15 protein-coding genes are annotated in these 15,477 nt (G+C 28.7%); 6 read left to right on the top strand and 9 right to left on the bottom strand.

All coding sequences use genetic code 11. The features are described 5' to 3' along the window. Positions 1-49 precede the first annotated feature (49 nt). A complete protein-coding gene (locus tag OIO11_RS01050) occupies positions 50-1,066 on the bottom strand; it encodes a LacI family DNA-binding transcriptional regulator (RefSeq protein WP_268069481.1) in 1,017 nt (338 codons plus the stop codon). Positions 1,067-1,359: 293 nt separating this feature from the next. On the opposite strand from OIO11_RS01050, the gene OIO11_RS01045 reads away from it, so the two are divergent. Continuing rightward, a complete protein-coding gene (locus tag OIO11_RS01045) occupies positions 1,360-2,112 on the top strand; it encodes a hypothetical protein (protein WP_268069480.1) in 753 nt (250 codons plus the stop codon). Between the two features lie 58 nt (positions 2,113-2,170). Here the strand turns inward: OIO11_RS01045 and OIO11_RS01040 are convergent, their stop codons facing one another. The 3 genes from OIO11_RS01040 to OIO11_RS01030 form a co-directional block, all read right to left on the bottom strand. Further along, positions 2,171-3,478 carry a Na+/H+ antiporter family protein gene (locus OIO11_RS01040; protein ID WP_268069479.1) on the bottom strand — a complete coding sequence of 436 codons (1,308 nt, stop codon included), beginning with the start codon at positions 3,476-3,478 and terminating at the stop codon, positions 2,171-2,173. Positions 3,479-3,560: 82 nt separating this feature from the next. After that, complete coding sequence (locus tag OIO11_RS01035) at positions 3,561-4,379, bottom strand: SIR2 family protein (RefSeq protein WP_268069478.1); 819 nt, start codon at positions 4,377-4,379, stop codon at positions 3,561-3,563. 214 nt (positions 4,380-4,593) lie between these two features. Then, positions 4,594-6,645, bottom strand: coding sequence for a methyl-accepting chemotaxis protein (locus tag OIO11_RS01030; RefSeq protein WP_268069477.1), 2,052 nt, complete (start codon positions 6,643-6,645; stop codon positions 4,594-4,596). A 234-nt stretch (positions 6,646-6,879) separates the two neighbouring features. Here OIO11_RS01030 and OIO11_RS01025 point away from each other — a divergent pair, with 234 nt between their 5' ends. From OIO11_RS01025 to OIO11_RS01015, 3 genes are all read left to right on the top strand, one after another. Continuing rightward, positions 6,880-8,373: a YjjI family glycine radical enzyme gene (locus tag OIO11_RS01025; RefSeq protein ID WP_268069476.1), complete on the top strand. Its 1,494-nt coding sequence runs from the start codon at positions 6,880-6,882 to the stop codon at positions 8,371-8,373. Beyond that, positions 8,366-9,202 carry a YjjW family glycine radical enzyme activase gene (locus tag OIO11_RS01020; RefSeq protein ID WP_268069475.1) on the top strand — a complete coding sequence of 279 codons (837 nt, stop codon included), beginning with the start codon at positions 8,366-8,368 and terminating at the stop codon, positions 9,200-9,202. Before OIO11_RS01025 ends, OIO11_RS01020 begins: the two co-directional genes overlap by 8 nt. 253 nt (positions 9,203-9,455) lie before the next feature. Continuing rightward, positions 9,456-11,255 carry an urease accessory protein UreH domain-containing protein gene (locus tag OIO11_RS01015; RefSeq protein ID WP_268069474.1) on the top strand — a complete coding sequence of 600 codons (1,800 nt, stop codon included), beginning with the start codon at positions 9,456-9,458 and terminating at the stop codon, positions 11,253-11,255. Positions 11,256-11,390: 135 nt separating this feature from the next. Here the strand turns inward: OIO11_RS01015 and OIO11_RS17180 are convergent, their stop codons facing one another. From OIO11_RS17180 to OIO11_RS01000, 4 genes are all read right to left on the bottom strand, one after another. Next, positions 11,391-11,549, bottom strand: coding sequence for a diguanylate cyclase domain-containing protein (locus OIO11_RS17180; protein WP_442781201.1), 159 nt, complete (start codon positions 11,547-11,549; stop codon positions 11,391-11,393). A 112-nt stretch (positions 11,550-11,661) separates the two neighbouring features. After that, a complete protein-coding gene (locus tag OIO11_RS01010) occupies positions 11,662-12,078 on the bottom strand; it encodes a ferredoxin (RefSeq protein ID WP_268069473.1) in 417 nt (138 codons plus the stop codon). Next, on the bottom strand, positions 12,042-12,578 hold the full coding sequence (locus OIO11_RS01005; protein ID WP_268069472.1) for a permease: 537 nt from the start codon (positions 12,576-12,578) through the stop codon (positions 12,042-12,044). The genes OIO11_RS01010 and OIO11_RS01005 overlap by 37 nt, the downstream gene beginning before the upstream one ends. A gap of 2 nt (positions 12,579-12,580) precedes the next feature. Next, positions 12,581-12,907 (bottom strand): cupin domain-containing protein, encoded by a 327-nt coding sequence (locus tag OIO11_RS01000; RefSeq protein ID WP_268069471.1) that lies wholly within the window; start codon positions 12,905-12,907, stop codon positions 12,581-12,583. 100 nt (positions 12,908-13,007) lie between these two features. Here OIO11_RS01000 and OIO11_RS00995 point away from each other — a divergent pair, with 100 nt between their 5' ends. Together OIO11_RS00995 and OIO11_RS00990 are read left to right on the top strand one after the other, a co-directional pair. Next, complete coding sequence (locus tag OIO11_RS00995; protein WP_268069470.1) at positions 13,008-13,682, top strand: Crp/Fnr family transcriptional regulator; 675 nt, start codon at positions 13,008-13,010, stop codon at positions 13,680-13,682. A gap of 451 nt (positions 13,683-14,133) precedes the next feature. Beyond that, on the top strand, positions 14,134-14,607 hold the full coding sequence (locus tag OIO11_RS00990; protein ID WP_268069469.1) for a VanZ family protein: 474 nt from the start codon (positions 14,134-14,136) through the stop codon (positions 14,605-14,607). A 62-nt stretch (positions 14,608-14,669) separates the two neighbouring features. On the opposite strand, the gene OIO11_RS00985 is transcribed toward OIO11_RS00990, so the two are convergent. Further along, positions 14,670-15,410: a hypothetical protein gene (locus OIO11_RS00985; RefSeq protein ID WP_268069468.1), complete on the bottom strand. Its 741-nt coding sequence runs from the start codon at positions 15,408-15,410 to the stop codon at positions 14,670-14,672. Positions 15,411-15,477 lie beyond the last annotated feature (67 nt).

Here is a 15,477-nt window from a genome sequence, read left to right as displayed (position 1 = left end):
AAATCCTTATACTTATCTTATGTAATTGGTAGATAACAAATTTTAAGTTTTAAAATTTGTTATCTATATTTTTAACAGTACTTCTTTCTACAATAGAATAAGGCATTATAATACTTTCTACTGTTTCTTTACTTTCTATCATATATACTAGCTTTTCTGCTGCCTTTTCTCCCATTTTACCAAAAGGTTGTGAAATGGTTGTAAGTGGTGGAATACTCATTTCAGCTATTTGTGTATTATCATATCCTATAATAGATAAATCCTCTGGTACTTTAATTCCTCTGTGATAAGCAGCAGATAATGCACCTACTGCCATATCATCACTAGCTGCAAATATCGCAGTAAATTTTTCCATACCTTCTTCAAGAAGCTCCTCCATACACTTGATTCCGCTTATATAACTGAAATCTCCATACTTTATAAGCCTTTCATCTATTGTCAAATCAAAATCCCTTAATGCATCTATGTATCCATTAACTCTTGACTTTCCAGCTATTAACTCGTCTTTTGTACCGCTAATCATAGCTATTTTTTCATGACCCTTCTCTATAAGAAATTGAGTAGCCTTATAAGCTGCCTGCCTATCATCAACTTTAATATAAGGAAGCTGGTATCTATATGACATTGTAGATACTAGCATACATGGAACATTCATACTTGAAATTGCTTCATTATATTCATTTTTCATAGGCAAACTAACTATAATAATCCCATCTACTCGCTTTTCAGATAAAATATCTAAATACTCTGTTGTTCTTTCTCCTAAAATTCCTGTGTTGCACACAATTACGCTGTAATCCTTTTGATGAGCATTAGTCTCTATTCCATTTAGAATTTTTGAAAGAAACATAGTTGATACATCCGGAACCAACACTCCTATTGTTTTTGTACTTTTATTAGCTAATCCTCTAGCTATTGCATTTGGTTTATATCCTAATTCTTTAATTGTTTTCAATACCTTCTGTTTAGTCTTTTCAGAATATCCTTCCTGATTATTTAATACTCTGGATACTGTTGCTACGGATACACCTGCTTTCACTGCCACATCTCTTATTGTTGATTTCATAGTTCTCTCCTTTTACGTAACCGTTTACTAACGTCAATATACCATATTTTAAATATTTTGTCCATAACTTATCACTGTTCTCTAGCTACTGGCTACTACAATAATATTGCTACGCTGCATTATTGTTAAATTAAAGTTTTCACTTTGTTAAAATATGATTGTTTACTTAACAAAGGTTATCTGATAAAATTAAAATTATAATGTCTATATTTATAGACATTATAAGATATTAAATAAATCTAAAGTAAAAATATCAATTTCAAAAAACATTAAATATAGGAGTAGATTAGCTAATGAATAAAAAGGGGATTTTTGATAATTCATACAGTAATTTAGAGACCAGTGAAGAAACGAAAAAATACATAAGTGAAATGCAGCAAATGGAAGACAAGAATGAGAAAAAAAACAAGATAATTTTTGCATCCTTTGCTGTACCACTTATACTGATAGCTGCCTTCATGGTAAAACAACTAGCTTCGGTTTCCATTAATATGGTTAAGAACAATACTAATATAGAACAAAGCAAAAATATAGTTAATAACCCTCAATCCACAGAAGATACAACCTCATCTGAAAATAAAAATGCGGCTAATGCCAGAGCACTAAACACTAAAATATATACCTATTTAAGTGATAAAGCTAATAGAACAGCTTCTCTTAATAAAGCCAAATCATTAAATCATGGAAGTGATAAAGGACTTTCTACAATTTTTATAGCAGAGATATTAAGAAATAACGAATACGATATGCCAAAATCTATTATTAACACAAAAAGCTTGGTTGACGAATTAGGAAAAAATGGTTGGAAGAAAAACACTGATTATAAACAGTTAGAAAAAGGTGATATTGTTTTTACAACCGCTTCTAAGTCCAACTCTCCAACTCATGTGTATATCTTTATGGGATGGGTTGAAGAAGGCAAGACAAATTATGCTAATATATGTGACAGCCAGATATCTGAGTACAGTGATACTCTTCACAAGAGAAATATAGATTTTTCAACTCCTAAAAAAGACAAGTTCAATTTCTTTATGAAAAAAGAATAAAAAAACATAAAATAAAATATAAAAAGACCAGGAAATTTCCTAGTCTTTTTATATTTTACTAAAAAATCAAAGCCGTAATGACTCCAAAAATAATCAATGGAATATTAAAATGTGTAAAAGTAGGTACACAAGTGTCCCATATGTGATTATGCTGATTATCTGCATTTAGCCCAGAAGTTGGCCCTAATGTACTGTCAGATGCTGGAGAACCTGCATCCCCTAAAGCTCCAGCAACTCCTATAAGAGCAGTTATTCCCAGAACACTAAATCCTAAGCTTTGAGCTAAAGGACAGTATATTGCTGCCAAAATAGGTACAGTTCCAAAGGAAGTTCCTATACCCATAGTTACAAATAGTCCTACAAATAACATTAATACCGCACCTAGTATCTTACTTCCGCCAATACTTACTGCAACTGTTTTAACTAAAGTTTCAATAGCTCCAGTTTGTCTCAATACACTTCCATACCCTGCTGCAATAAGCATAACAAAAGCAATGAATGCCATCATTATGATGCCTTCATCCATTAACTTATCAATTTCTTTCCATTTTATAGCTCCTGTTAATACCATGAAAATAATTCCCCCCAATGCTCCTAGAGGCAATGATTCTGTAACTAACTGGACAGTAAAAGCTACAACTGCTGCTACTAAAGCAATCCATTGTATCCTATTCATCTTTAGTTCTTCAATATTAATTTGGTTAAGATTATCTAACTCAATCTCTTTATATTCTCTTGGCTTTCTATAAGTAAAGAATACTGCAATTAAAAGGCCTACAAGCATACCTACACTTGGAAGCCATAAAGCCTTCCAAATCATATCTGTTGTTATACTGATTCCGTTTGCAATCATCTGATCTCTTATGATGTTATGGAAAATAAGTCCAAACCCTACTGGAAGAGCTATATATGGAACCTCCAAACCAAAAGTTAAAGCACATGCCACTGCCCTTCTATCAATCTTTAATCTGTTCATAAGTTCAAGTAGAGGTGGTATTATAATTGGTATAAATGCAATATGCACTGGAATAAGATTTTGAGAAAAACAACTTACAAAAGCAATTAATAAAATAAATACTGCCTTTCTCTGCTTAACAATTTCAGCTATTTTTTTAGACAAAATATCTGCCAGTCCCGTTTTACTGATAGCTACAGCTAAAGCTCCTAAAAGAATATAGCTTAAAGCTGTTTCTGAATTTCCACCCATTCCATTTATTAGAACTGCCATAGTATCTTCAAATGACATACCTGAGGATATACCTGCTGTCATGGCTGCAACGAGTATTGCTAAAATTACATTTAAATTTAAAAGACTCAAAACTATCATTACTAAAACTGAAATAATAACTGGATTTAATATTATCATTTATGTCCTCCTTTATCTTTTGCAAAATCACTTTACTATTTTATCACACTAAATTGATAATTGGACATAAAATTTTCAAAAATCATTTATTTTTTATAACCCGCTCTGCTAACTCACACAAAAAATTTTCCACACCTTTTTTTTTATCATTGGTATTAGAAATTATAGTATTTATCCCCCTGTTTTCCAGTATCTCCTGTTGAACTGAATTTCTATTTAATAAGAGGATATAGGATTTAGGTCTATATTTTTGAAATTTTGCTTCTTTCCAAATCTTATTTAATTTAAATAGTAAATATCTTATGTTTATATCACTTAAACTGTATCCAATAAATAATATTGCTTTTCCCAATACATCGCCTCTAAGTTTTATATCTAGAGAACTTTCAAAGCTTAATCTTTCAAAATAACTAGATTCTGTAAGTACTATTGAAGATTCATCTTCCAAATCTCCATGAAATTTCACAATTTGGGTAATTCCATCTTTTAAGTTTACCAAATCATCTATTCCCACAATCTTGGTATATTTTTTATTATAATAATCAAATGCATTTTCAAGCCACCTGTCATAATTTGTGGTGTATATTATTGGAAATTTTAAATCTATAATAAGCTTATGTACATTAGAATCTTCAATTTTTATTTCAGAATTATGCCAGTTTATATCCATCCATTCCTTAAGAGTCCTAATAGATTTTTTCCTAATCTTATAAAACTCAGCCAATTCTAAATAATTCCCCATACTTCTAAAAACATCTCTATCATACCCAAGTTCTATAGCCATTTCATCAATAAGCTTTCCCCAAGGTGCTCTCCCCAAATTCTCTGATATTCCTGCACCAACAAATAAAATAACTCTATTTTGTTTAATTTCTTCTATTAGTTCTATTGGTATATTCACAAAAAGCCCCTTTCTTTTATTCTGGTTTTTATCGGAAATATTTTAAGAAATTAAAGTTTTGTTTATTCTGTAATAATGTTTATAAATTTAATTATTTCTGCTATCTCATTAATATTCTCACCAAGAGTAGAAATTTTAATTACAAACTTGGTAAAAGAATTATTTTCCCAATAATAAAAAATACAGGTAAGTTGTCAACTTACCTTTTTTTTGCCTACACCTTGAATTTAGATATTAACTTTTCTAAAGATTTTGAAATAGAATTCAACGTATTTGAACCTTTGGTTAAGCTGTTAACAGTATTCTCCTGTTTAATAGAAGCTTGTAATATATTCTCAATAGACTGTTTTATCTCATCAGAAGACTGTATTATTGTCTCAAGAAGATTTCTTACTGATTCATTAAAATTCTTTTGATCTTGTATCATACTGCTTAGTTCTTCAGAATATTTTTGAAAACTATCAAAATTGCCTATAATACTATTTAAATTAGATTGGGTATCTTTTATGGAATTTAGTTTAGTTATTGTATTTTCCACATCTAAATTCATAGATTTTACAGTTTGTTTGGATTCTTTTATTATCTCATTTACCAAACTCTCTATTTTGTTAAGAGTATTATTGGTTTCGGATGCTAATTTTCTAACTTCCTCTGCAACTACTGAAAATCCTTTTCCAGCTTCTCCTGCTCTTGCAGCTTCTATACTAGCATTTAATGCTAAAAGATTAGTCTGATTTGAAATATTCTTGATCATATTAAGAGTTCCCTCTATCTGTTTTGTTCTAACTTCTAAATTATTCATGGAATTTACAGCAAAATTAACTAAGTTAATAATTCTATCTAACTCTTCTACCGAAGTTTCCATTAAACCCTTAGTTTTTCTCATTGTTTCTACACTATAGATTGTTTTATTCACATTTTCCTTTGATGCAATATGGATTTTATCCATAGAAGTATTTACGTCATCAAAGCTTTCATAAATACTGTTTATATTTTGATTTTGTTTTGTTATATCTGACTTTACTTTTTTTACCTGCCTATCTATATCATCTGATGTAGAAACTATTTCATTATTAGTAGTTTGTAAATCATCAGAAATTTGTTTCAATCCCCTTATATCATTCTTAACAGCATAAATAATAGTTCTTATAGACTTTGATGATTCATTTATAGCTTTTATCAATATACCCATTTCATTTTCTTCTTTTATATCTGTATTTTGGGTTAAATCTCCATTTTCTAATGCTTTTGAACAATCTATACCTATATCAATAGTTCTTAATAATCTTCTGCTTAAAATTACTGAAATAAGAATTGTAAAAGCTATTCCTATAAATAGTATTAAAAGATCTGTAATTAGAAAACTGTTTAATTGATTAATTATAGCCGCTTTTCTATATAAAATTACTAAATACCACCCCGTGGAATTAATACTATCACAAAATGCATAATATTCTTTATCATCATAATCTATAATTTCAAATCCTGAATCTTTATTTTTTAATTTATCGTATGACATATGCATTTCATCTTGATCATCACCAATATTTTTTTTCAATATATACTCTGAATCAGGATGATATATATATGTGCCTTTCTTAGAAATTAATAATGGGAATCCTTCATTTTTCAAATCTATATTTTTCATTATTTCTTGAATTCTATTTAGATTGACATCTATTCCTGAAACTCCTGTAATATCACCTTTATTATCCTCAAGCATTTTTATCCCTGAAACAAGTTTTCTACCTGTGGCCTCTTCCAAATATGGCTCTGTCCACATAAATTTATTAGAATTAATTCCTACCTTATACCACTCCTGTTCCCAATATTTAAAATCATCTATAGTATCTGTTTCAAAAGATAGTGGATTTTTATTTTCATCTCTAATAATACATACATATGGCAGTTCCTTATCTATCTGCATATCAGGTTTTAAAAAAGTATATACCGTTTCTAAATTGTCATCCTGTTTTAAAACATCTGATAAAGAATTTTTTAAATACATTTTTACATCTTTATAATTTTCTTTTTTATATTCCAACCTTCTGCTCATAGCTGCAACAGTTTCACCTTGAGCTTCAACCCCTTTTATAACTCTGCCTATATCATAGGATATCTTCTGAGTGTTCATAAGTTCTTTTTGTTCAAATTCATTAATAATTTTTTTCTTGGCTGTATCATAATTTAAAAAGCATGTTAATATTAAAATTATACTTATCGTTGTTGAAAACCAAAATATTAATTTGCTCTTTATACTTTTCACAAAATTTCACCTCAATATTCAAATTTAAAATGTTTTATTCACTAACAAATTATGCACGACCTTTTAATTCTGCTCCTTTGTTTACCTTATGGCATATTGGTAAATATTGTTTAATGAATAACATTGCTAAGATTGCTTATTAGTTATAAAATATAATTAACAGCATGTAAACGCTTTACATGTTAAACAACCATTTAAAATTGTGGTTAAAATAATTTTGATGGAGTGAATTGTATGAACAATATCTTAAACATTATTAAAGACAAAACTTTAACCTATGAACAAAAGGTGTTAAGCCTGGCAAGAGCAGCAGAGGACAGATTGAATGTACTTGACATAAGCAAAGAAGCCCAAGAATATAGAAATGATGGCATTATCTGTGATCTTAATGAAGGGCATGCCCCATATAGACCAAGATATGTAGCTCCAGACTATGAAAAGTTTATGAAAAATGGGAGCGGTTTCTTAGGGTTGCAACCTCCAACTAACATCTGGGAGGCAGTAAACAACCTGTTGATTCTTTATAAACATGTACCTTCAATAACCTCTTTTCCAGTATATATTGGAAATATAGATACTTTGCTAGACCCCTTTGTAAAAGATGAAAAAGAAGCCTATGAAGCAATTAAAGTATTCTTAACTCATATTGATAGAACTATAACAGATTCCTTCTGTCATGCTAACATTGGTCCAATAGCTACAAAGACTGGAAGAATAATTTTAAAAGTTCAAAGAGAACTGGAAACTTCTATACCAAATATCAGTATGAAATACAATAATGATACTCCAGATGATTTTGCAATTGAAGCAGTAAAAACTGCTTTAGTTACAGCAAAACCAAGCTTTGCAAATGATGATATGTTTTCAAAAGAATTTAACAGAAACTATTGCATTGCTAGCTGCTATAATGGACTTCCCATAGGTGGCGGAAGCTACACTTTAGTAAGATTAAACTTAGCTGGACTTGCTAAAAAAGCTGTAGATGAAGAAAACTTTTTAAATACCCTTCTTCCTGATGCAGTGAAAAGAATGAGTGAATATATGGATGAAAGAATAAGATTCCTGATTGAAGAAAGCAATTTCTTTGAAAGCAGCTTTTTAGTTAGAGAAGGATTAATATCCAGAGATAATTTTACAGCTATGTTCGGTATGTTTGGACTTGCTGAATGTGTAAATCACTTATTAGGTGCAGTAAAACAAAGAGATAGCTTTGGCCACAGTGAAAAAGCAAATGAATTAGGATATAAGATTATTGAAAAACTAGATGAAGAAGTTAAAAAACATAAAAACCCTTACTGCAAAATAACTGGTGAAAACTTCTTACTCCATGCTCAAGTAGGAATTGATAGTGATGAGAATATAAGTCCAGGATGTAGAATACCTATTGGAGAAGAACCAGAACTTCATGAGCATCTAATACAATCAGCCAAATTTCATAAATTTTTTCCATCAGGAATAGGTGATATTTTTGCTTTTGATGAAACTACTAAGAAAAATCCTGAGTTTATTTTAGATATAATTAAAGGTGCTTTTAGTCAAAACATGAGATATTTATCACTATATTGTACTGATTGTGATGTTATAAGAATTACAGGTTATCTTGTAAAAAAATCAGAAATTGAAAAATTAGATAGAGGTGAACAAGTTCTTCGTGATACTGTTGCTCTAGGTCTTGGAGCTGTTAAAAATCACAGAGTATTAAATAGAAAGGTAAGAAAAAATGACTAAAGCATTGATAAATAGAATTCTTCCTTTTAGCTCTGTAGATGGTCCTGGCAATAGAACAGCAATTTTTCTTCAAGGCTGTAACTTTAACTGTCTGTACTGCCACAATCCTGAAACACTAAATCACTGCATTCACTGTGGAAAGTGTGCAAAAGAATGTCCTTCTGGTGCTCTTGTTGTTAAAAATAATAAGATAATTTGGAATAAAACTCTTTGTGAAAAATGTGATAAATGTTTAGATGTATGTCCAAATACTAGTTCACCAAAGGTTATATCTATGAGTGTAGATGAGGTTTTGAAAGAAATAAATAAAACAAATGCCTTTATATCTGGAATAACAGTTTCTGGTGGAGAATGTACTCTTCAGTGTGAATTTCTAACTTCTTTATTCACAGAAGTAAAAAAAATTGGATTAACCTGTTTTGTAGACACCAATGGCTCTACCACTTTCCAAAACCAAAAGGAACTGGTAGAAGTTATGGATATGGCTATGGTAGATTTAAAATCCTATAATCCTGAAGAACATAAAATGCTGACAGGCATGGACAACAAGGTTGTAATAGAAAACATAAAATATCTTGCAGAAATTAACAAGCTCTATGAAGTGCGCACTGTTATTGTTCCTGAAACTCTAAATAACTATTACAATGTAGATATGACAAGCAGGCTTATTGCATCATTAAATCCAAATATAAGATATAAACTAATAAAATATAGGTCTATCGGAGTCCGTCCTGGTATACTGGATAGCTATTCACCTTCTGATAATATGATGCAGGATCTTAAAGAACTTGCTGTGAAGAATGGATGTAAAAATATAGTTTTAATTTAATATTAAAGGTGCTTTGTCTACATATTTTGTAGATAAAGCACCTTTATCTTTTAAAATTTAATTTTCCTAACAATTCTAAAATAACCTATATAAATTTTGTTACATAAAATCTACACATCTTTTTATTATAATTACATAAAAATTATCTTGTTACAAACTACTGCACCTTGTAAAAATCTACACTTTGTAACTTCACTTAAGTTTTTATACCTTATTAAAAAAATCAAAATAAATATTTGAGGTGAAACATTTTATGAATATTAAAAAAGAAAAGATTAAAGTATACAATATGACCTGTACATCTTGCGAAAAATTGGTTGAAAAATCAATCCAAAAGCTAGATGGTATTTCAAATGCTATAGCAAGCTACAGTGAGCAATACGTAATTGTAGAATTCGATACTGAACTTTGCAATACAAAGCTAATTGAAAATGCTATAAAAAATGCTGGTTACAGTATTAAAGACTCCAATAATGATAAGTTAATAGGAATATTTATAATAGCAATTGCTATTATCCTTCTAGGCAATTCCACTGAAGGATTTGATATGAATGAAAAACTAAGTAATGCCACTTATTTTGTACTTTTTATAGTAGGTATACTTACATCCTTACACTGCGTAGGTATGTGTGGAGGAATAATGCTTTCTCAAAGCATGTCAGAAGAAAGTAGTAACAAATTAAGTGCAATAAAACCCGCTATTTTATATAATGCTGGAAGAGTATTTTCTTATACCATCCTTGGTGGAATAGTCGGAGCATTAGGTTCTGTAATTTCACTATCTTTAAATTTTAAAGCTGGAATTCAAATCTTAGCAGGACTATTTATGGTTATTATGGGACTTAATATGATAGGTTTTAGTTTGTTCAGAAAATTTAATATCAAGCTACCTTGGTCTTTTTGCTCTATTAAGAAAAAGCCAAGTTCTCCATTTATAGTAGGTGTTTTAAATGGATTCATGCCCTGCGGTCCACTACAAACTATGCAGTTATATGCTCTTGCTACAGGTAGTGCCTTAAAAGGAGCTGTGTCAATGTTTTTATTCTCCCTTGGAACTGTACCACTTATGTTAACCTTTGGAGCCATTTCTGGTCTGTTAAGTAAAGGATATACAAAAAAAATGCTTAAATTCAGCGGAATTCTTGTGGTAGTTCTAGGATTAATAATGGGAAACAGAGGGCTTGCCTTAGCTGGAATTAGATTACCTTCGCTAAATAATAATATATTTTTAAGTAGAAATTCAGCTTCATCACAAGCTAATGTGACTAAAGCTGTTATTGAAAATGGAGTTCAAGTTATAAATATGAATGCTGATTACAAAGGTTACACACCAAATGCTTTTTATATCCAGAGCAATATACCTGTTAAATGGATAATCGATGGCAAACAGCTAACTTCTTGTAATAATGAAATTGTAATACCTTCATTAAATATTGAGAAAAGATTGGAATCTGGTGAAAATATAATCGAATTTACGTCTGAACAAAGTGAAGACATTAATTTTAGCTGCTGGATGGGCATGATTAGAGGAGTTATAAAAGTGGTAGATAACATTGATTCTGTTGATATATCAAAATCTGATACCTCTCTACCTCCTGCATCCACTGACGGAAGCTGCTGCAGTTCTCCTATTGAAGATACTACACCATCTAAACCTAGTATATATGGGGATGATTTAGATAAATTACCTACTAACAAGTTAATTAATAAAGCTAATATTCAAAATGGTACTCAAACTTTAACTATAAAAGGAATAGGCTATGAATTTTCTCCATTAATAATGGTATCAGGTAAAAATATGCCAACAAAATTAACTTTGGATCTGAAAGATTTTGATAACCCAGAGGCTAAATATGAAATACTCTCTATTGATTCAGAAGATACTTTAACTACTTTCTATGGTAAAAAAGATATTATTGAAATCCAAACTATTTTTGAAAAGAGCGGTGGATATGCTATTATTTCTCAAAATACTGTTTTAGGTATTATTGAAGTTACAGATGATTTTAAAACTGCTGATTTAGAAAAAATACGAGAAAAATATTTTAAATAAAACCAGTAATTTTAATTATATTATTGATGTTAACAAATATGAGAAGCTTAGCATAAACTATATACCAAAAGCCCTTTCTTCTATAAATAAATGATATACTAAAAGAAAACCCACACATTTTGAAAATGTGTGGGTTTAAAACCATTGTATCCTATTTCTTCCATTCTCCTTTGCTTTATACAAAAGCTCATCTGCTTTTTCAACCATTTTTTCCGGTGTTTCTACTCCTGTTTCTAATTGAGCAACTCCACCACTAATAGTAACCTTTTTTTGATTTAAATTTTGCTTATAAATTTGCCTCTAATTTTAAAATAAAAAAATTCTCCGCTGATTTACAGCAAAGAATTTTTATTATTTTATATCATGCGCTTACTTTTATATTTCTGTTTTTTGTAATATTATTTAATTATTTAAAATAAATTGCCTTAGCTGGACATTTTGAAGCTATCTTTTTAATATGTTGAAAATCCTTTTGTTCCATATTTTCATTATTAAATACAGCCTTTCCATCAATTATTTTAAAATGCTTAGGTGAAAGCTTAGCACAGAGTCTACACCCTATACAGTATTCCCTTTTTACTTCAGCAGTAGTTATATTTTTTTTACTATATTCTAAAGCAAAAGGTATACTTTCCTTTTTTACGAGTTTACTTACTATATATGCCATTACAAATATAGAAATAGTAGTGAAAATCCATCTTATTCCCATGAATTTAACACCCAAAAACTTTGCTTCGTTTGCAAGCATAGGAACTTTGATTACTGCCCATGTACTTAATATTATAACTATATTTGCAATACTTGCTCCCTTTTTAAACAGCATTTTACACACTGGAAATGCTGCATATATTGGTCCAGCTGAAAAGCTACCAAGCATAAAAGAAAAAATCTAAGTCCATTTCTTAAGATAGCAAATTTAAAACCAAACTCCTCTTTTTCAAGAGGAAAAGTTACAAATCCAACCATAGTAAGAGTAGTTAAAAATGCAACAGCTGGAACTATACTGGCACCTGCATCAACAAAAGAACCTACTAACGGAAATGCAACAAATGCAGGTATTAGTGTAACGCTCCCCACCACTGCTGAAACTATAGTTGATATTAATGTATTAGAATTTCCTAAAATATTTTTAATTATTTCTGGTGGTATAAATGTTAAAATTAGACCAATGAGAAACAATATTCCTATGATTTCTCCTATCATATTTTTCATCATACCTCTAGACATTTTCATTGAATTTAAAGTCTTCTCTTTATCCTTGATAATAGAAACTATAAATGCAATAATTATAATAATCCACAGAGCTAATGTAAATATATCCACAGCTATTCACCACTATAATTTCTTGGATTTGGAGACTTAACTACGAAAAACTCTAAAATTTCATCATCCAAATTATTTACATTCATTTTAATATTATATGGTATGTTTAGAATATTGCCTGCTGAATACTTTTTCGGCTCTTGTTCATCTAATTTAATTGTCATAGTTCCATTTATTATTATCATATAAACATTTGAATTTGAATAATGTTCTGGAAGTCCTGTACCCTTTGTAAGTACCATATGATTAAGAGCAACGTTGTTATCATCTATTATCCTTTCAATTGTTTTTTCACTTGTCTTTTTAAAATCATAAACTTTTTCTAACATCCTAAAGTCCTCCTTTATATTTCTATAGTTTTATATTATAATTTTTTCTATACTTTTTCAGTTACCATGGTAACTAATTTGAAATAAAAGGAGACTTTTTATGTCTATTAAAAAATATATTAATCTTTTACAAATTACTAGTTTATTTAAAGATTTTTCTCAAGAAGAACTTCTAAAGCTATTTAATGAAAATAATCATAACATTTATGAATATGAAAAAAACACCATAATTCACCTTCAAAATGAAAAGTGTATTACTTTAGATTTTATTATCTCTGGAGATTTAGTTGTTCAAAAAATAAATGAAAATGGAAATGTTTTAACTTTAACTGAATTTACAAAGGGAGATATTATAGGTGAGAACCTTATATTTGCTAACAATAATTCATACCCACTGACTATTATTGCAAAAAATAATGCTGTGCTTCTTCACATAAAAAAAGATTTTATTCTAGATTTATGCCAAAGCAACAAAAATTTTTTAATTGAATTTCTAAAATGTATATCTGACAAAACCTTGATTTTAACAAATAAAATAAAATCCCTCTCTTTAAAATCTATAAGAGAATGTATAATAGATTTTTTAAACTACGAATCTTATGAACAAAACACTTATGAAATTAAATTGAATATAACTAAAAAAGAGTTAGCAGAAAGACTTGGTATACAAAGGACCTCCCTATCTAGAGAATTGAACAAGATGAAAAAAGATGGACTTATAGAATACAATTCTAAAATGATAATAATAAAAGATATGAATATACTCAATAAATAGTACTAAATTGACTTAGTATTTTATAATACCTTCTTTATGATCAATTATAACTGCATTCGAAAAATTCTATATGTTTTTGCAGGTACCTTTATAGCTATAATATTTAATGAATTAATACTTCCAAATAAATCAGAACTTTTATGTGAACAAGAATAACTTCGCATCTTATAGATATAGATTATTAATATTATCTAAACAAAATTATAGGGTCTGTAAATAAGTTTATATAAATTCACAAACTTATTTACAGACCCTATTTTCATTGCCACCTATTTACTTTCTATTTAATTTTATACTATAAATTTTTTCTTTAAGATATGATAGCTATGAAATTTTACAAAATTAATACAAAATATAAAAACAAATATTACATTTATTATTTAATATATAAATAGGAGATTTGATAAGCTATGTTTTAAAAACTTATATTATATATTGAAAGGAGAAAAAAATGACTTTTAAAAACAAGTTTTTTAGAATAATAACATATGCCATATTTTATATATATTTATTCATTTTAATAAAGTTGGTATTATTTAAATTTTCTTATTGTTATCTATTAAAAAGAGTATTTGAATATAATAATTTAGAAAATAATATAAGATTCGCTAATTTCGTTCCTTTTGAAACTATTGATCTTTACATCAAAAGAGGAATAAGTTATGCCAGTGTTACTAATGTACTAGGTAACATAGTACTATTCTTTCCTCTTGGTTTTATGTTACCTGTTTTATCAAAAAAATCACAGGGTATATTTAAAGTATCTTTTGTAGGTTTTTTAGTTAGTTTATTGTTGGAATCAATTCAATTGGTTACTAATTTAGGTGCTTTTGATGTAGATGATTTAATACTTAACACTTTGGGAACCTTAATTGGAATATTAGCTTATAAAGTTATAAAATTTATAATGAAAATTGATTTTTAACATTATTGTGTGAAAGTCTCCATCTTATATAAGGTTGTGGTGAGTAATTCACAAATCACTCTTTACTCAATCTCAACCTTCGCTTCCTTATTAAAAGGATTAGTTCTCACAGCAAGTGAAAATAAAAATGGATATTCCTTTTGCAAATGTTCTATATAATTTACCCATTCTAATATTAAGTTACTATATAATCTAGATATGTCCTTAGAAATATGTTCATAATCTGCTTCTGATAGGTTGTCTATTTCTTTTCTATTCATAAGCTCTTCTGTAAGATGAAAACTTGCCCACAATAAATTCGTAAAAGATTGATGTTCTAATAAATTAGAGTTTTGCAAAAGATATAACATAAACTTTCTTCTATTAACTAAAAATTCTTTTAATCTTATAATATCTACTATTTCTAATGAAACATCAAATTCTTCATTGCTAAGCCTATTCTTTAATTCCATAAAATCTTTTTTAGTCCATTCATCAGAGAAATTAAACCATTCAGTTTTTTCACATAAATCAGCTTGTGATTCAATAATTATTTTAAGAAGTTCATCTCCCATTTCAGCAAAGAATGCTCCTATTACCATATTTAATTTTTCAATAAGCTCCTGCTTTTTATTATTACTCATCAATTCATCGAGAACGAAAGTTACCAGTAATGTTGAAAGAGGTAAAAAACCTAATTGAGCAATAATAGTCTCTAATATGTACATACTATCTTTAAATATTAAATAGTGCACAGTATAGACTGCACAAGATAATACTATAAATAATATTCCTAATTTTATTTTCCAATTAATCTTTCTCAATAAAATCCCTGCCTGTTCATATTTAAAATTTGATTTGTATAGAAATATATCCTCATTTAATATTTTA

The sequence above is a fragment of the Clostridium sp. ZS2-4 genome, assembly GCF_026719745.1.
Lineage (GTDB): Bacteria > Bacillota > Clostridia > Clostridiales > Clostridiaceae > Clostridium_H.
Note: the sequence above shows the minus strand (reverse complement) of the source record. Positions and strands in the feature narration are given on the sequence as shown.